Annotated in this window: 17 protein-coding genes; 8 read left to right on the forward strand and 9 right to left on the reverse strand. The window is 60.9% G+C overall.

Translation table 11 applies throughout. From position 1 onward, the window contains the following. Positions 1–50: 50 nt before the first annotated feature. From BN1115_RS17145 to BN1115_RS17155, 3 genes are all read right to left on the reverse strand, one after another. The gene (locus tag BN1115_RS17145; protein WP_005342946.1) at positions 51–566 is read right to left on the reverse strand and encodes a MerR family transcriptional regulator; all 516 of its coding nucleotides are present in this window, start codon (positions 564–566) and stop codon (positions 51–53) included. A gap of 56 nt (positions 567–622) precedes the next feature. Beyond that, a complete protein-coding gene (locus tag BN1115_RS17150) occupies positions 623–1,108 on the reverse strand; it encodes a hypothetical protein (RefSeq protein WP_042658102.1) in 486 nt (161 codons plus the stop codon). Between the two features lie 86 nt (positions 1,109–1,194). Further along, complete coding sequence (locus BN1115_RS17155; protein WP_019446512.1) at positions 1,195–1,617, reverse strand: hypothetical protein; 423 nt, start codon at positions 1,615–1,617, stop codon at positions 1,195–1,197. An 88-nt stretch (positions 1,618–1,705) separates the two neighbouring features. On the opposite strand from BN1115_RS17155, the gene BN1115_RS17160 reads away from it, so the two are divergent. Both BN1115_RS17160 and BN1115_RS17165 read left to right on the forward strand, forming a co-directional pair. Then, a complete protein-coding gene (locus BN1115_RS17160) occupies positions 1,706–2,374 on the forward strand; it encodes a response regulator transcription factor (RefSeq protein ID WP_019446511.1) in 669 nt (222 codons plus the stop codon). Further along, positions 2,371–3,600 (forward strand): sensor histidine kinase, encoded by a 1,230-nt coding sequence (locus BN1115_RS17165; RefSeq protein WP_042658103.1) that lies wholly within the window; start codon positions 2,371–2,373, stop codon positions 3,598–3,600. Before BN1115_RS17160 ends, BN1115_RS17165 begins: the two co-directional genes overlap by 4 nt. 139 nt (positions 3,601–3,739) lie before the next feature. On the opposite strand, the gene rimK is transcribed toward BN1115_RS17165, so the two are convergent. Next, positions 3,740–4,636: a 30S ribosomal protein S6--L-glutamate ligase gene (gene rimK / locus BN1115_RS17170; protein WP_042658104.1), complete on the reverse strand. Its 897-nt coding sequence runs from the start codon at positions 4,634–4,636 to the stop codon at positions 3,740–3,742. Positions 4,637–4,867: 231 nt separating this feature from the next. Then, complete coding sequence (gene metH, locus BN1115_RS17175; RefSeq protein ID WP_042658105.1) at positions 4,868–8,563, reverse strand: methionine synthase; 3,696 nt, start codon at positions 8,561–8,563, stop codon at positions 4,868–4,870. Positions 8,564–8,779: 216 nt separating this feature from the next. On the opposite strand from metH, the gene BN1115_RS17180 reads away from it, so the two are divergent. Both BN1115_RS17180 and BN1115_RS22420 read left to right on the forward strand, forming a co-directional pair. Continuing rightward, positions 8,780–10,057, forward strand: a complete 1,278-nt coding sequence (locus BN1115_RS17180; RefSeq protein WP_042658106.1) for a cation:proton antiporter — start codon at positions 8,780–8,782, stop codon at positions 10,055–10,057. Positions 10,058–10,548: 491 nt separating this feature from the next. Further along, positions 10,549–10,725, forward strand: a complete 177-nt coding sequence (locus BN1115_RS22420; RefSeq protein WP_005342935.1) for a hypothetical protein — start codon at positions 10,549–10,551, stop codon at positions 10,723–10,725. A 154-nt stretch (positions 10,726–10,879) separates the two neighbouring features. Here the strand turns inward: BN1115_RS22420 and BN1115_RS17185 are convergent, their stop codons facing one another. Then, complete coding sequence (locus tag BN1115_RS17185; RefSeq protein WP_042658107.1) at positions 10,880–11,377, reverse strand: GNAT family N-acetyltransferase; 498 nt, start codon at positions 11,375–11,377, stop codon at positions 10,880–10,882. A gap of 130 nt (positions 11,378–11,507) precedes the next feature. Then, a complete protein-coding gene (locus BN1115_RS17190) occupies positions 11,508–12,329 on the reverse strand; it encodes an HDOD domain-containing protein (RefSeq protein WP_042057188.1) in 822 nt (273 codons plus the stop codon). A gap of 168 nt (positions 12,330–12,497) precedes the next feature. On the opposite strand from BN1115_RS17190, the gene BN1115_RS17195 reads away from it, so the two are divergent. Continuing rightward, the gene (locus tag BN1115_RS17195; RefSeq protein WP_042658108.1) at positions 12,498–12,761 is read left to right on the forward strand and encodes a hypothetical protein; all 264 of its coding nucleotides are present in this window, start codon (positions 12,498–12,500) and stop codon (positions 12,759–12,761) included. Between the two features lie 83 nt (positions 12,762–12,844). Here BN1115_RS17195 and aphA read toward each other — a convergent pair whose 3' ends face one another. Beyond that, a complete protein-coding gene (aphA, locus tag BN1115_RS17200) occupies positions 12,845–13,564 on the reverse strand; it encodes an acid phosphatase AphA (RefSeq protein WP_042658109.1) in 720 nt (239 codons plus the stop codon). A gap of 106 nt (positions 13,565–13,670) precedes the next feature. Next, positions 13,671–14,345: a Dph6-related ATP pyrophosphatase gene (locus BN1115_RS17205; protein ID WP_042658110.1), complete on the reverse strand. Its 675-nt coding sequence runs from the start codon at positions 14,343–14,345 to the stop codon at positions 13,671–13,673. Between the two features lie 198 nt (positions 14,346–14,543). On the opposite strand from BN1115_RS17205, the gene BN1115_RS17210 reads away from it, so the two are divergent. From BN1115_RS17210 to BN1115_RS17220, 3 genes are all read left to right on the forward strand, one after another. Beyond that, positions 14,544–15,860 (forward strand): MFS transporter, encoded by a 1,317-nt coding sequence (locus BN1115_RS17210; protein WP_042658111.1) that lies wholly within the window; start codon positions 14,544–14,546, stop codon positions 15,858–15,860. Positions 15,861–15,999: 139 nt separating this feature from the next. After that, on the forward strand, positions 16,000–16,722 hold the full coding sequence (locus BN1115_RS17215) for a MarC family NAAT transporter (protein ID WP_042658112.1): 723 nt from the start codon (positions 16,000–16,002) through the stop codon (positions 16,720–16,722). A 159-nt stretch (positions 16,723–16,881) separates the two neighbouring features. Then, positions 16,882–17,085: a hypothetical protein gene (locus tag BN1115_RS17220; protein WP_042658161.1), complete on the forward strand. Its 204-nt coding sequence runs from the start codon at positions 16,882–16,884 to the stop codon at positions 17,083–17,085. Positions 17,086–17,143 lie beyond the last annotated feature (58 nt).

A 17,143-nucleotide genomic window follows, 5' to 3' on the forward strand; every position in this document is an offset into this window, starting at 1 on the left:
ACAAGCCGTTAACAATCCGGGTCAACGGCCGGTGCTGTGGTCAGACGGGGTTACTCACCGCGCGACCAGGTGCGGATCGCGGCGATCTCCGCGGCGGGGATCTGCAGGGATTCGAGGAATTCCTGATGGGCCTGTGGCTCCATCTTCTCGAACTGGATATGCCAGTTGCGCATCATCTCTTCGGTCATGCCTGCGGCCTGCATGATGGCAACCCAGCGTGCCTTGTCTACCATGGGGATCTCCTCGTGTGTCTGTTGGCGATAGAGGATGATGGCCCGCTGTTGACGCCTCAGCTCGGCGATCTCCTGCTCCAGTCGCAGCAGGTGACCATCGAGGCAGGAGTGGCTCTCTTGCCTTGCCGCCAGCAGGGTACCGATCTCTTCGAGCGGCAGCCCCATGGCACGAAAGCTGGCGATCTGCCGCCCCCGTTCCAGCTCGGCCTCGCCATAGCGGCGATAGCCGTTCTCCCCGCGCAGGGCGGGCAGCAGCAGACCGAGACGTTCGTAATAGAGCAGGGTGGTGCGGCTCAGGCCCAGTTCTCTGGCCAGCCGGGTAATCGTCAACATAGGGGTTCCTTCATCCAACGGGCAGAGGATAAACCCGCCTATCATAGACGGGTCAACTACTCCTCCGGATTGACGACAAGGATTTCGCTTAAGCGGCCCTGTTCGTCGCGGATCAGCACCAGCTCGCTCCCTTCGTGCAGATCGGCGGCCGAGCCGTTGACCCAGCGCACCTGTGGATTGAGTGGCACTGTGCCCAGGGTGGCCAGCGTGAGTTGCTGTTTATCGAAGGATTGCAGGCGATCTTGCGCCCGTTGCCAGGGCTGATTGGCCAACGGGGCTCTGGCGGCCAGCAGCTCAATCCGGGTGGCAACGCCATCAGCCACCAGCAGAGCGAGCTGGTCGCCGGGTTTGAGTGGCTGTGGCCAAATCTCCCCCTGCCGCCAGACGGCGGCACTGCCCTGCTCCACCTCGGCCCCCTGAAATTGCAGGCGGATGCCGTCGCTGTGCTCCAGCTCCACCAGCCACAATTCATCGGCTCCCGCCTGTGCCGCCCAGAGCGGCACTCCCAGCATCCATGCACACCACTTTCTCGATTGTTCCATCTTCGTTCGTCCCTGAACAAAAAGCCCATGCTGGACAAGCATGGGCTTCATTCGGGAGCATTTCTAATCGGAACGCAGAGATCGGATCAGTCATCCTCGCGGCAACGGCTCAGGCGCATGCCGTCAAACTTGCACTCCAGCTCGAGCCAGCGCCCTTCGAACGGCGCCAGACTGTTGTCCGAGGTGGTGTAGCCCCAGATCCGCCCCCCTTCGACCGGCCCTTCCAGATCCATCTCGCCCTTGTCATCTTCGTCGAGGGCTTCGACCTTGCGCACATAGCGCACGCCGTTCTCCACCACCCCTTTCATCTCGACCCAGGTACCGCCTAGATCATCTTCGTTGAGCCAATCCTTGAAGCGGGTCTGGTCGTCGATCACGAACGGCATGCCGTTGACCATCAACTGGCCAAGCTGCCAGGTTGTGCGGCCGGTCAGTTTGAATTCGGTCGCCTGTGCGGTGCCAAGTGGCAACAAGATCAGCAGCAGGAGGGCGCAGAGAGACTTCTTCATCAGGGATCCTCGGGGTTACACTGGCAAACAGGATGCCGTATCCGGTGTGAAAAGAGCGTGAAACGCTCGCCAACCAGGAGAGCAAAGCATGAAGATTTTGGTAGTGGAAGACAATCCTCAGGTGGCGGAAACCATCATGGATTATCTGGAGCTGGCCGGTCACCGCCTCGATTGTGCCTATCACGGCCAGGCGGCGCTGCAACTGCTGGAAGAGCAGCGTTTCGACGTCATCATCATGGATGTGATGATGCCGCGCCTCGATGGGCTAAGCACGGTGGCGCGCCTGCGCGAGCAGGGGATTGCCACCCCCGTGCTGTTTCTCACCGCCCGCGACAGCCTGGAGGACAAGCTGGCGGGCTTCAAGGCGGGGGGCGATGACTATCTGGTCAAGCCGTTCGCGATGGAGGAGCTGGAGGTGCGACTGCAAGCCCTCAGTCTGCGCGGCCCGCGTGGCGATGTGGGGGCCATCAGCTTTGGCGATCTGACGGTCGATGTCGCCAGCGGCCGCGCCACCCGCGCCGGTGAGCCACTCAAGCTCGGCAAGATCCCGTTCCAGATCCTCGCGCTACTGGCCCGCCGTGCCCCCGCCATCGTCAGCCGTCAGGAGGTGCTCGACACCGTCTGGGGGGATGAGGAGCCCGACTCCGATGCCCTGCGCAGCCACATCTACGCCCTGCGCAACGCGCTGGACAAACCCTTCCCCACTCCCATGCTGGAGACCCTGCACGGTCAGGGCTACCGACTGGTGAGCGCATGAGCCTGCCCAGCCTGCGTCGCCGCCTGATCATGGCGCTCGGCGGCGCCGGTGTGGTGCTGCTGATCCTGCTCTCCGGCCTGATGCTGGTGGCCGAAGACAAGATGGAGGAGCTGAGCCTGCGCCACTGGCTGGAAGCCGAAGTGACCCGCTACAGCGATGACTGGCTGCGGCTCGGCCCGGCGGCAGCGGCTCCGAGCCCCAGACAGTTCTCCAGCTACTGGACCGAGGCGGGCCGCCTGCCGAAATGGTTGAAGCCCTACCGGACCCCCGGTTTTTTCGAGCACCAGCTGGGCAAGGAGGACAAACACTTTCTGGTGGCCCGTCACCCCTCCGGCGAGGGACTGCTCTATCTGGTGTTCAACGATGATGCCGATGACTACCTCGACCCCTACGAAGACAAGCTGCATCTGGCGACCCGGCTGATCGGACTGGCGCTGCTGCTCAGCTCGCTGGGCTTCGGTATCTGGCTGGTACGCCACATCACAGGGCCGCTGCAACGGCTGCAACACAGGGTCGCCCACCTCACCCCGGATCAGGCGGATTTCGAGCCCGACGCCCCCTGGCAGGAGCTACGGGATATCGAGCTGGCGCTGCTGGCTGGCAAGCAGGAGGTGAGCGCAGTGTTCGCCCGCGAGCAGGAGTTCAGCCGCTTCGCCAGCCACGAGCTGCGCACCCCCAACATGGTGATCCAGGGCTCGGCCGCCCTGCTCGGCAAGGTGACGGACTTGCCCGCACCGGCCGCACGCGCCACCACCCGCATCCGCGCCGCCGCCGACGAGATGGCGCTGCTCACCGAGACCTTCCTGCTGCTGGGCCGCAAGGAGGCGGTGGAGCGGCCACTGCAACAGGTCACCCCGCTGATCCGCCAGGAGCTGGCCCGCCTCGCCCCGCTGTTGCAGCGGGAAGCGCTCGATATCCGGCTCAACCTGGACGAGAGCAGCGAAGTAAACGCCCCCCTCTCCCTGCTCGCCATCGCCCTCGGCAACCTGCTGAAAAATGCCCTGAGCTACGCCGAGGGCCATATCGAGATCGAGCTGTGCGGTCCGGTGCTCACCATCAGCAACCCGACAGCGGCGGCGCCGGATCAGATCCTCGGCTACGGCTGTGGCCTCACCATCATTCAGCGCATCTGCGAGAAGCTGGGCTGGCAGATCGATACCCGGCTGGAGGATGGCGTATTCAGCGCAAGGCTGGCGATGATCACCAGCGAACCCACAAAGGCATAGCCCCTCATCCCCAGCCCTTCTCCCGCAAGGGAGAAGGGAGACAACAGGCACTCCCCGGCAAGCCCGCTGCCCACCAGCCAGATAGCAACAAGGCGCCCGAGGGCGCCCTGTTTCTATCTGACGGATGCGAGCCCGAGGCTCACTCCACCGGTTTGTTCTTGCGGCTCGCCTTGAGTTCGAGGAACTCAATGATCTTGCCGGCCACATCCTTGCCGGAGGCGGCTTCCACCCCTTGCAGGCCGGGGGAGGAGTTCACCTCCAGCACCAGTGGGCCGCGGGCGCTGCGCAGGATATCCACCCCCGCCACATCCAGCCCCATGATCTTGGCGGCCTGCACGGCGGTAGCGCGCTCTTCCGGGGTGATCTTGATCGCCTCGGCGGTGCCACCACGGTGCAGGTTGGAGCGAAACTCCCCCGGCTGGGCCTGACGGCGCATGGCGGCAACCACCTTGCCATTGACCACCAGACAGCGAATGTCGGCGCCATTGGCCTCGCGGATATACTCCTGCACCAGAATGTTGTTGTTGGTCTGGATAAAGGCCTCGATCACGCTCTCGGCGGCCTTCTGGGTTTCGCAGAGCACCACGCCAATCCCCTGGGTTCCCTCCAGCAGTTTCACCACCAGCGGCGCCCCGCCCACCATGGTGATGAGGTCGGGCACATCGTGGGTGCTGTGGGCATAGCCGGTGATGGGCAGGCCGATGCCGTGACGGGAGAGCAGCTGCATCGCCCGCAGCTTGTCGCGGGAGCGGCTGATGGCCACCGAGCTGTTGAGGGCCATGGTGTTCATCATCTCGAACTGACGCAGCACGGCGGTGCCGTAGGCGGTAATGCTGGCCCCGATCCGGGGGATCACGGCGTCATAACTTCCCAACTCCCCACCCTCGTAGTGAATGGAGGGGTTGTGGGAAGCGATATTCATATAGCAGCGCAGGGTGTCGAGCACCTCGACCTGATGACCGCGCGCCTGCGCCACCTCGACCAGACGGCGGGTGGAGTAGTTTTTCGGCTCACGGGATAAAATGGCGATCTTCATGACAATTCCGCTAGAAGGCTATGCCTGGGCAGGATGGGGCGGGAGAGTATAAGGTGCCACAGCGCCAAGACAACGCCAATTGTTTCTCCTGACAACAAGACAAACCACGCCAGACCGCACGCTACCCTGTCACTGTGACCAACAGGTTAAACGGCGGCTCTGCGCAGGTTGTTCAACCCGTGCAAGGATGCCGCCGTTTCTCGTTAAAGATCAACCGCAGTCACGCGGGAGTCAGTTCAGGTTTGGCCCCAACCAGCGCTCGGCTTCGGCCAGTGTCATCCCCTTGCGGGCGGCGTAATCTTCCACCTGATCGTGCTGGATCTGCGCCACCGCGAAGTATTTGCTCTCGGGATGAGAGAAGTACCAGCCCGATACAGCCGCCCCCGGCCACATTGCGTAGGATTCGGTGAGCTGCATGCCGATAGCCTGCTCGACATCCAGCAGCTCCCAGATGCTCCCCTTCTCGGTGTGCTCCGGGCAGGCCGGATAACCGGGGGCCGGGCGGATACCCTGATAGTTCTCGCGGATCAGCTCCTCGTTGGAGAGCGCCTCGTCCGGGGCATAACCCCAGTGCACTTTGCGCACCTGCTCGTGCAGGTACTCGGCAAACGCCTCTGCCAGACGGTCGCACACCGCCTGAATAAGGATGGCATTGTAGTCATCGTGCTGTGCCTTGTAGGCCTTGGCGATGGCCTCTTCACCGATACCGCCGGTCACCGCGAAGGCGCCGATCCAGTCCGCCTTGCCGCTCTCTTTCGGTGCCACATAGTCCGCCAGACAGTAGTTGGGGAAGCCCTGCTTCTCGCTCTGCTGACGCAGGTGGTGCAGCACTTTTTTCACTTCACTGCGCGACTCGTCGCTGTAGACCTCGATGCTGTCCCCCACCGCATTGGCCGGGAACAGACCGATGATGCCGGCGCAGCGCACGCTCTGATCCTGTTCCAGCTGATCCAGCATGGCGTTGGCGTCGGCAAACAGCTTGGTTGCCTCCTCGCCAATGATCTCGTCCTCGAGGATGCGCGGATACTTGCCCGCCAGCTCCCAGCTGAGGAAAAACGGCGTCCAGTCGATGTAGGGGCGCAGCACCGAAACGGGCACGTCTTCGAACTTCTGCACCCCAGGCTCGCGGGGCTTGGGTGGCTGGTAGCCAACCCAGTCCAGCTGATGCCGGTTGGCGCGGGCATGGGCCAGACTGACCGGACGGGAGCGCGGCTGCTTGCGGGCATGCTGATCCCGGGCAATCTCGTACTCCTTGTCGATGCGGGCGACAAACGCCTCCTTGAGATCCGCACTCAATAGGCTCTGGGCCACCCCCACCGCACGGGAGGCGTTGGAGACATAGACCACCGGCTCCGAGTAGTTCTGCTCGATCTTCACCGCAGTGTGCGCCTTGGAGGTGGTGGCACCGCCGATCAGCAGCGGCAGCTTGAAGCCCTGCCGCTCCATCTCCTTGGCCACGTGTACCATCTCGTCCAGCGACGGGGTGATGAGGCCCGACAGCCCGATGATATCGGCGCCGACCTCCCGCGCCGTCTTGAGGATGGTCTCGCAGGAGACCATGACCCCGAGGTCGACAATCTCGAAGTTGTTGCACTGCAGCACCACCCCGACGATGTTCTTGCCGATGTCGTGCACGTCTCCCTTGACGGTCGCCAGCACTATCTTGCCGTTGCTGGAGCCGCCCGATTTTTCCGCCTCGATATAGGGCTGCAGATAGGCCACCGCCCGCTTCATCACCCGCGCCGATTTCACCACTTGCGGCAGGAACATCTTGCCCGCGCCGAACAGGTCGCCGACCACGTTCATGCCATCCATCAGCGGCCCTTCGATGACGTGCAGTGGCTTCTCGGCGCCGGCGCGCGCCTGTTCGGTATCCTCTTCGATAAAGTCGGTGATCCCCTTGACCAGCGCGTGCTCCAGCCGCTTGCCCACCGGCCAGCTGCGCCACTCCTGATCCCGCGGGTCCTCCGCCTGAGCACCGGCACCGCGATACTTCTCGGCGATGGCCAGCAGCTCCTCGGTAGCGTTGTCATTGAGGTTGAGTACCACCGCCTCGACCTTCTCTTTCAGCTCCGCTGGAATGTCTTCATAGATGGCGAGCTGACCGGCGTTGACGATCCCCATGTCCATGCCGTTCTGGATGGCGTGGTAGAGAAAGACGGCGTGGATGGCTTCGCGCACCGGCTCGTTGCCGCGAAACGAAAACGAGACGTTGGAGACGCCGCCGGAGATCATGGCGTGAGGCAGGTTCGTCTTGATGTCCTTCACCGCCTCGATGAAGTCCACCGCGTAGTTGTTGTGTTCGTCGATGCCGGTCGCCACCGCGAAGATGTTGGGATCGAAGATGATGTCTTCCGGCGGGAAACCGACCTGATCCACCAGGATCCGGTAGGCGCGCTGGCAGATCTCGAACTTGCGGGCGCGGGTATCGGCCTGCCCCTTCTCGTCGAACGCCATCACAATCACGGCGGCGCCGTAGCGACGCAACAATCTGGCCTGCTGGATGAACTTCTCCTCCCCCTCCTTCATGGAGATGGAGTTGACCACCGGCTTGCCCTGCACGCACTTGAGACCCGCTTCCAGCACCTCCCACTTGGAGGAGTCGATCATCACCGGCACCCGGGCGATATCCGGCTCACCGGCGATAAGGTTGAGGAAGCGCACCATGGCCGCCTCGGCATCCAGCATCCCCTCGTCCATGTTGATGTCGATGATCTGGGCGCCGCTCTCTACCTGCTGCTTGGCAACATCCAGCGCCTCATCGTAGAGCCCCTCCTTGATCAGCCGCTTGAACTTGGCCGAACCGGTAACGTTGGTGCGCTCCCCCACGTTCACGAACATGGATTCGGAGGTAATGATCAGCGGCTCGAGGCCCGACAGGCGGCAAGCCACCGGCAGTTCGGGCAGCACGCGCGGCTTGATGCCTGCTACCGCATCGGCCATGGCGCGAATATGGATCGGGGTGGTGCCGCAGCAACCGCCGACCATGTTGAGAAAGCCGCTTTGGGCCCACTCGCGGATATGCTCCGCCATCTCGACGGCATCGAGATCGTACTCGCCGAACGCATTGGGCAGACCGGCGTTGGGGTGAGCGCTGACGCAGGATTCGTTGATGCGCGACAGCTCCTCCACGTACTGGCGCAGCTCGTCAGGGCCGAGCGCACAGTTGAGACCGAACGACACCGGTTTGACGTGGCGCAGCGAGTGATAGAAGGCTTCAGTGGTCTGGCCCGAGAGAGTACGGCCGGAGGCGTCGGTAATGGTGCCGGAGATCATCACCGGCAGGCTGTAACCCAGCGCTTCGAACACCCCTTCCACCGCAAAAGCGGCCGCCTTGGCGTTGAGGGTATCGAAAATGGTCTCGATCAAGATGATGTCGGCACCGCCCTCGATCAGGGCATGGGTCGATTCTGTATAGGCGGCCACCAGCTGGTCATAGGTGACGTTGCGCTTGCCGGGGTCGTTGACATCCGGCGAGATGGAACAGGTGCGGTTGGTAGGGCCCAGCACCCCGGCGACGAAGCGCGGCTTGGCGGGATCTTTCGCCGTCCACTCGTCTGCCACGGCGCGAGCCAGCCGGGCCGCCTCGCGGTTGATCTCGGCCGAAAATGCTTCCATCTCGTAATCGGCCATGGCGATGCGCGTGGCGTTGAAGGTGTTGGTCTCGAGAATGTCGGCCCCGGCAGCGCAATACTGCTCATGGATCTCGCGGATCACCGCCGGGCGGGTCAGCACCAGCAGATCGTTGTTGCCCTTGATGTCGGTATGCCAGTCGGCAAACCGCTCACCCCGATAATCCGCTTCGCCCAGTCGGTAACCCTGAATCATGGTGCCCATGGCCCCGTCGATGATCAGGATCCGCTCCCTGAGGCAGGCTTCCAGCTTCTTTGTTACGTCCGACTGCGTGCTCGGCTCTCTGCTCGACATTTCGTTCGACACCGCGTGTTCCTCTTACATCCATGCAACTGCGTAAACAGCATCCTAACAGCAAACAAATAAAATGGAAATCTAGCCGTCTATCAGTCCAAACAGAACGCCATATACTCATTTATGGGTAATGAGTAACATAGGGCCCGAGAGTAACCTATGCCCGTCCTGCATAGGGATACGTGCTTGCTGTCTACCAACGAGAAAAAAATAACTATGAGCGTCTACTACACACTCTGTTTTCTGGCAGCGTTGGCGATTTTTATCGCCTTTGCCAACCAGTATGTTGTGAAGATCCAGACCACCATCGCCATTACTGCGGGCTCCATGCTGATCTCCGCACTGCTGGTGCTGTTTGGCAAACTGGGCTGGTTCAACCTGGAACCTCTTGCCGTCAAAACCATGGAGAGCATCGACTTCCAGAACTTCCTGCTGAAGGGGATTCTGGGCTTCCTGCTGTTCGCCGGTGGTCTTGGCATCAACCTCAAGGCGTTGCGTAGCCAGAAGTGGGAGATCACCATTCTGGCCATCATTGCCACCCTGCTCTCCACCTTTATCATCGGTTACGGCTTCTGGTTTATCGCCAAGCTGCTGGGCTGGGAACTGCCGCTGGTCTACTGCATGCTGTTCGGCGCGCTGATCTCCCCCACTGACCCGATTGCCGTACTCGCCATCGTCAAGAAGATGAAAGCGCCACCCCAGATCGCCATCCAGATCGAAGGGGAGTCACTGTTCAACGATGGCGTCGGCCTCGTCATCTTCGCCACCGTGTTTGCCGTCGCCTTTGGCGGGGTTGAGCCGACCTTCGGCAGCGTGGCTGGTCTGTTCCTGCACGAAGCCCTCGGCGGCATCCTGTTCGGCGCCGTGCTGGGCCTCATCGCCCACGTGATGATCAGCGCCACCGACGATGGCTCGCTGGAGCTGCTGCTGACGCTCTGCATCCCGACCGCCGGTTTCGCCTTTGCCAACATGATCGGCGTCTCCGGTGCGCTGGCCATGGTGGTCACCGGCATCATGATCGGCAACTGGACCCGCCAATCCGGCTTCTCCGAACAGAGCCGTCATCACCTGGATCACTTCTGGGAGTTGATGGATCAGTTCCTCAACGCCCTGCTGTTCCTGCTGATCGGTCTGGCACTGGTGCTGCTGGAACTCTCCTGGCATGACTGGGTGCTGCTGGTTATCGCGGTACCGCTCTGTCTGGCTGCCCGCTTCATCAGCGTATCGCTGCCCTATGTGGCCTTCCGCAGATTCCGCAACTACAACACCTTCTCGGTGCGGATCCTTACCTGGGGCGGTCTGCGTGGCGGTCTGGCCATGGCGATGGCACTGGCACTCCCCTCCGGCGTCATGATGATCCCGGATCATGGTGTCGACCTGCGTCAGGTCATCCTGGTGATGACCTACTCGGTGGTGATGTTCTCCATCGTGGTGCAGGGCATGACCATCACCCCGATGATCACTGCCGCCAAGAAGGCCTGTGGCGACTACTGAGTCGACCGACGGTACTGATTGCAGAATGAAAGAGGGCTCCGTAAGGAGCCCTCCTTTTATGGCTAATATTTGCGACTGATAGCACCTTGATAACACAGAGGAAAAGCGTACTTACTTCGACATCGGCAAATTATTGTTTGCTTTTTATTCATTTCGAGGAGAGAATGCGCCCCGGCTAGTTAATCAGCCCTGTTTATGTTCGCAATGCTTCAACGTTAGATGAATCCTGCCAGAACCCACATAACCTTCCTCTGATTTACTCGCCTTGAGAACCGTCAGGCTGTCTGCCTGCGTTGCCCGGCTCTCACGGTGCAGACCCGATCTGCCCACCCAATTTGATTTATGCATCAGCATATTCCTTGAAAAGTGCAGACGCCCCTTAACAGGGCTGGGTATTCCTGCGCGCTTGTCGTTCACCCAATCGACCGCGCCCATTAACCTGACATTTGCCAATACAAGGAGCAAACACCTAATTTATATAGAGAAATACCATGATGAAAGCCGTACAAACACACAAGCCCCTGCGTCGTAGCAAACCCATCAACCTGCCCCCGCAAGAGCAGGATTCCGATGCGTTCCTGATCCAGTTCAGCACCCGCTTCAGCGGCGGTTTCGCCATCTCCTGTGATGGTATCGCTGGCGAGTTCTCCATCGAAGACCTCAACTGATCCTGCCTGCCCTCCGGCAGCGCCCGATGCAGACAGGCCGCAACTCACGGCGGCCTCTTTGCTTATCTCACGCCTTTAGCCAAACCCAGCCTCTTGCTTGTCACTCAGCCTGACCAGCCACCTCGCCATTCGCTTTCCAGCTCTCTGACCTTGATCACTGCTCCAGCAGCAGGCATTCATCAGCATCTTCGCTCAGCTTGACCAGACGGCTGCGTACCAGCCCCAGCTTGGCCAGCAGGCCGATGGAACGTTCATTCCCCGGGGTGACGATGGCGACCACTTGCCCGATCCCCAACCGGCTTTTGCCATCGGCAAGGGCGGCCTGCGCCGCTTCAATGGCGTAGCCCTTACCGCGATACTGCGGCAGGAAGGCGTAGCCGATATCGACCTGCTCCAGACTATCGCGCTTGATCAGACCGCAGATACCGAGGCTGGCACCGTCCTCCTTGCGCTCCACCAGATAGAGCCCGTGACCATAACGGGCATAGCTGACCGCCGGCCCCTGCTGGATATACTCCTGCGCCTGCTCCAGAGTGCGGATGCCCCGATCGCCGATGTAGCGATAAAAGTCGCCGTCATTGAGCAGCTCAAGAATGAAGGGGGCATCGGTGGCGATCATTTCGCGCAGGATCAGGCGGGAGGAGGCAATCATGGCAAGGGCTCTCAGACGGAAAGTGAAGGGCAAAGAGTGCCCCGTCACTCCCTGGCTGGCAAGCCTGCGGCACCATCAGCCATGAAAAAGGGGCCGCGCGGCGACCCCTGATGAGATGGAAGATAAGGCCTCAGGCCGCCAGCAACCCGGCATAACCGTTACCCTGTTCCCGCAGCGCGATGAACTGGGCGGCGCAATCGGCCCAGCTCAGCCCCAGCGCATCTGCCACCTTGTGAGGCCACTCGGGCGGTGCCTCTTCCCCCACATCGGACTGGGCCGCCAGCACGATGGCCAAGTGGATCAATCCGGCCTCGGGGGAGAACTCCTTGGCCAGCATGGGGTTGTAGTGATACTCCACCGCAGTGCTGATGGTCTCGGGGAACTTCCAGTAGCGGGCCATGGCTGCCCCGACCTGGGCATAGTTGAAGCCGACCACCAGCTCTTCCGCCTTGGCCCGCCCCTTGTGCAACTCCAGATCATGGATGTGATGGACGGTGTTTTCCGGCAGGCCCACGTGCATCACCAGGCGGCCGAGATCGTAGAGCAGGGCGCAGGTAAAGACCTCCTCCCCCTTCATCCCTTTCTTCACCGCCAGACGGCGAGCCAGTTCGGCCACGTTGAAGACGCAGCCCCAGAAATGTTTGAGATCAATGCCGGGGACGGCCTTGACCGATTCGGTGAGCCCGCAGGCCAGCACCATGTTGCGCACCATCGCCAACCCCAGCCGCACCGCGGCTTCATTGACGGTGCCGATCTGGCGACTGCTGCCGAATTTGGCCGAGTTGGCCAACCGCAGCAACTTGGCGGAGATGACCGGATCCTTGTTGATCAACTTGCTGATCTTGAGCAGATCCGGCTCCTTTTCATTGAAGGTCTGAATCAAGTCGCGCATTACTTCGGGGATCTGTGGCAGCAGCTTGGGCTCGGCCAGCAGGGAATCTATCGTGGGCATAGGCGTGTCCATCCATGTTATCTGTGTTCCAACCTGTCTGCCTTGGCAAACTTCTCTAATTATGGGTAACAAATGACTTCCGTATCGGATTGTTTATTCGCTGACCGTTCAAGGTGTTAGCCCCATTCAGGCTATACTGGCCGCCACATTCACTGTTGCGGATATCCCATGAACGACACTCAGGAATTTTTTGACGAAGAGACGCTGCTGGAGATGGTGGAGAACCAGCTCAACGATGGTCACCCGCCCCATGTGAAGGCGACCCTGATGCGGCTGGTGATGAAGGGCACGCCGCGGGAAGAGGCGCTGCAATATATCGCCTGCGCCCTCGGGGCCGAGCTGATGGCGATGGAGGCCGATCAAGGCCCCTTCAATCTGACCCGCTACGGCGAGTTCCTCGACAGCCTGCCCGAGATGCCGTGGGCTGACTGAGGCGCCACGCCTTTGCATGACTCCTTAAAAACAGAAGGGCGGGTGCCGATGGCCCCGCCCTTGTTGCATGGATCCTCTGTGGATCAGAACTGGGAATTGATGATCACCTCTTCCCCCAGCGCCCCTGCCAGCGGCAGTGGCCGGTAGCTGGAGTTGGCAGCCCGCAGCAGACGAATGCCGCGAATGCCGATCTCCTGTGCCGCCTTGATATCTCCGTCGGCATCGCCGTAGAAGACTTTCATCTGCTTCTCCTTAAGCCACTGCACCTTGGTGTTCTGGCCAGGCTGATCGCCAGCGAAGATCACCGGATTGAGCTGGTCGGCCGGAATACTCATGGTCTGCTGCAGGGTCTGGCTCACGGTTTCGGTCTTGGTGGCCGAGCGACCGGTGACGAAATAGATATGGTCACCGCGCTTGAGGTGCATGGCGATGAGCGCCTTGCCCACCTCTTTCGGCATGCTGAACGCATCCCAACCGTTGTTCATCTTCTCCCAGAAGGCGGGGTTCTTCAGATAGCTCTCGTCGTTGGGCGAGAACTCCTGCTTGCCGCGATAAAAACCGGGGCTGGAGAAGAGCAGGGTATCGTCGATATCAAACCCGACCGCCATTGGCGGCAGGCCATCCAGGCTCTTGGCAATCTGCTCCACCGAGACCCAGTGGATCGGCGCCTGCTGGGCCAGGGTGACGGTGGTGACACCGGCAGGGATCGGCTGAACGGTCGCAGCTTCACCCGCCAAGGCGGGCAGAGAGAGGGCGGCAGCCAGCAAGGAGGCAAGCAGCGCCGGACGAGAGAGGTGTTTCATAAGGCAGGTTGTCATCGTCAATCAAAAGAGGGGGCCAATAGTGCCCCCATCCACGCCTTCAAATCTGTGAATGCTCCTGCAAAAGGGAGCATTTGACGCCCGATAATTAATCTTCGATTGGCAGCAGATCGGTAAAGACAAAGCCGTCGCGCAGCACTGTCTCCCCGACTTGAATGCCGAGCGGGCGGGAGAACATGGGGCCATCATAGGCCAGGGTGTGGAACTCGCCGTTCTCGCCGCACGGGTCAACCCCCTCCGGCAGCGCCGCCAGCAGCGCCAGGTCAAAATCGTGGCCACCCAGGCTGGCATCCAGCTTGTTCGGGTCGAGGGCACTGATCCGCGCCTTCAACCCTGCGGCCATCATCTGTGGCGCCAGTTCACGGGTATTGCTGCCCCACAACGGGAACAGTGGCTCGATACCGGTGCCTGCCAGCTGCTGTTCACGGTAGGCACGCACATCCTCAAGGAAGAGATCACCAAACGCCATGTGGCGGATCCCCTGCGCCACCACATCGGCGATAAAGCCGGTCATGATGCGGGCGTAATCCTCGTTGCTGCAGGGCCAGGGCAGATCGATGGTGATAAGGGGCAACCCGACGCAAGCGGCCTGCTCGGTCAACAGCTGCTTGCGCACTCCGTGCATTGCCACCCGCTCGAATGCCTGATTAAGGGTGGTGAACAGCCCCACCACCTCGATGGCGGGATCTTGCCGCAACTGATGCAGTGCCCATGCGCAATCCTTGCCGCTGCTCCAGGAGAGCAGTACCCGTTTCTTTTCCATCATTCCTCCGCCAGCGGGGCGCTCTGGTTTCCCAAACGCGCTGGTTTTCCCAGAAAGGTTGCCCCAAAAAGATGCAAGACAGTGTTGCGAATTGCGCGATTTACACACAAGCGACGGGCAGCATACTCTCGATCTCCTGCATATGCCCCCTTTACGGGGGCGACAATAACTAAAAAAACCGATGGGAAACATACGGATATGACCACAACCGCACAACAGCACGATCACGCCCGCCCCCTCAATCGACAGGATTACAAGACCCTGAGTCTGGCTGCCCTCGGCGGTGCGCTGGAGTTTTACGACTTCATCATCTTCGTCTTCTTCGCCGTCGTCATCGGCGAACTGTTCTTCCCGACCGATATTCCCGAGTGGCTGCGCCAGTTCCAGACCTTCGGTATCTTTGCCGCCGGTTACCTGGCCCGCCCGCTCGGCGGCATTATCATGGCCCACTTCGGCGACCTCATAGGCCGCAAGCGGATGTTCACCCTCAGCATTCTCATGATGGCGCTGCCGACCCTGCTGATCGGTCTGCTGCCCACCTATGCGGTACTCGGCATCGGCGCCCCCATCGCACTGCTGGGACTGCGCATCCTGCAAGGCGCCGCCATCGGCGGTGAAGTGCCGGGTGCCTGGGTGTTTGTCGCCGAGCACGTCCCTGCCCGTCGGGTCGGTGTCGCCTGCGGCACGCTCACGGCGGGATTGACGGCTGGCATCCTGCTCGGCTCCCTGATCGCCACTGCGGTCAACAAGAGCCTCACCCCGGCCGAAGTGAGCGAGTGGGGCTGGCGGGTGCCCTTCCTGCTGGGCGGCATCTTCGGCATCGTCGCCATGTACCTGCGCCGCTGGTTGCACGAGACCCCGGTCTTCGCCGAAATGCAGGCCAACAAGGCGCTGGCCGACGAGTTGCCCCTCAAGACGGTACTGCGCAGCCACAAGAGCAGCGTGGTGGTCTCCATGCTGCTCACCTGGCTGCTCTCTGCCGGTATCGTGGTGGTGATCCTGATGACCCCCACCTATCTGCAGAAGGTCTATGGCATCAGCCCGGCTGACGCCCTGACCGCCAACTCGCTGGCCATCGTGGCCCTGACCCTCGGCTGCATCGTCTATGGTCGACTGATAGACCTGCTGGGCAGCGGTATCACCTTCATGTTTGGCTCCCTGCTGCTGGCAGGTTCCAGTTACGCCTTCTATCACGGTCTGGCGGCCGGTACGAGCCAACTGGTGCCGCTCTACATGCTGGCGGGCTTTGCGGTCGGGATTGTCGGCGCCGTGCCTTACGTGATGGTCAACGCCTTCCCGCCGGTGGTGCGCTTCTCCGGCCTGTCGTTCTCCTACAACGTGGCCTACGCCATCTTCGGCGGCCTCACCCCGATGGCGGTGACCCTCTGGATGAAGAGCGACATGCTGGCCCCCTCCCACTATGTGGTGAGTCTGTCGGTGCTCGGCTTTGCCATCGGCCTCTGGCTCTGGTTCCAGCAGCGCGCCATTCGGCAGCAGCAACCCCAACCCGCCTGACCCCGAGCCCCGAATCTGATTCGGGGCTTTTTTGTACTGCTTGTGTTCAGTTTGGCCAGCATAAGATAGCCTCCCTCTTGAGTCAGGTGACAACCTGCCTCATGGCGTTCCTATTCACTCCCGTTATCAGAGGCCCAATATGTTCTTTCAGGTCGTCTTTATCGCCTTGCTGGCGCTGCTGCCCATGGTCAACCCGCCCACCACGGCCACCCTGCTGCTGGGGCTGAGCAAGGGGATGTCGCGCGAACACGTGCGCCGCCAGGTCAACCTGGCCGCCATCTATCTGTTCTGCACCCTCTGCATCACCTTCTTTATCGGATCCTCGGTTCTTGATCTGTTCGGGATCTCCATTCCGGGCTTGCGACTGGCCGGTGGCCTCATTATCGGCTTTATCGGTTTTCGCATGCTGTTTCCCGCCCCCAGTCAGGCAAGCGGGGTAGACATCAACCAGAGCATCGCCTTCGTGCCGCTTACCATGCCCAGCATGTGCGGGCCGGGCACCATGGCACTGGTGATCAGCGGTGCCGCCCAGATCGCCGAGCTGCCTAGCGAGTACAATCGGCTCACTATCTACGGCGGCATGGTGACGGCGTTTGCCCTGATGAGCCTGATCAGCTGGGGAGTATTGAAGCTGGCGGATCCGGTCTGCAAGATCCTCGGCGACACCGGCATCGACGCCATGACCCGGATCATGGGCTTCCTGCTGGTTTGCATGGGTATGCAATTTTGCATCAATGGCATCAAGGAAGTGGCACAGGATCCGGTATTCCACGGTGGGGGAGCCGTACAGAGCACACCGGCGCTACCGCAGGTTTCCGGCACTTTTGATCACTTGCCGCAAAAGCCCACCAGCTCTGATTGAAAACGGTATCAAAAAGTCCCTGACGATCTGCACTGATCTTGTTCCTGATCATGTTATTGACACACAAATGAGTTAGTTTGTTTTTCATACAGACTTTGTTCAGACGGATGCTGATAGGTTTGTTGATGAATACCCACTCAATTTCAGGAGAGTATGCAGATGGACAAGATGCTGACCGAAATAGGGAGCCATAGCCTGTTTCACGAGTACCTGAACGTGGTTGGGATTGCGAGCCCATCCCTCGCCAAGATCGAACAGCGCTGGGAATATAAAGAGCAAGAGCAGCTGGTCGCCAAGATCCAGATCGACAAACAGGGTAACGCCCGCTACTTCATCGACGCCCGCGCCATATCCGTCAACTGATACCGAATAATCCGCCAGCCCCGGTTCACCGACCGGGGCTTTTTGTTGTCCGCAATCC

Source organism: Aeromonas allosaccharophila (assembly GCF_000819685.1).
GTDB classification, from domain to species: domain Bacteria; phylum Pseudomonadota; class Gammaproteobacteria; order Enterobacterales; family Aeromonadaceae; genus Aeromonas; species Aeromonas allosaccharophila.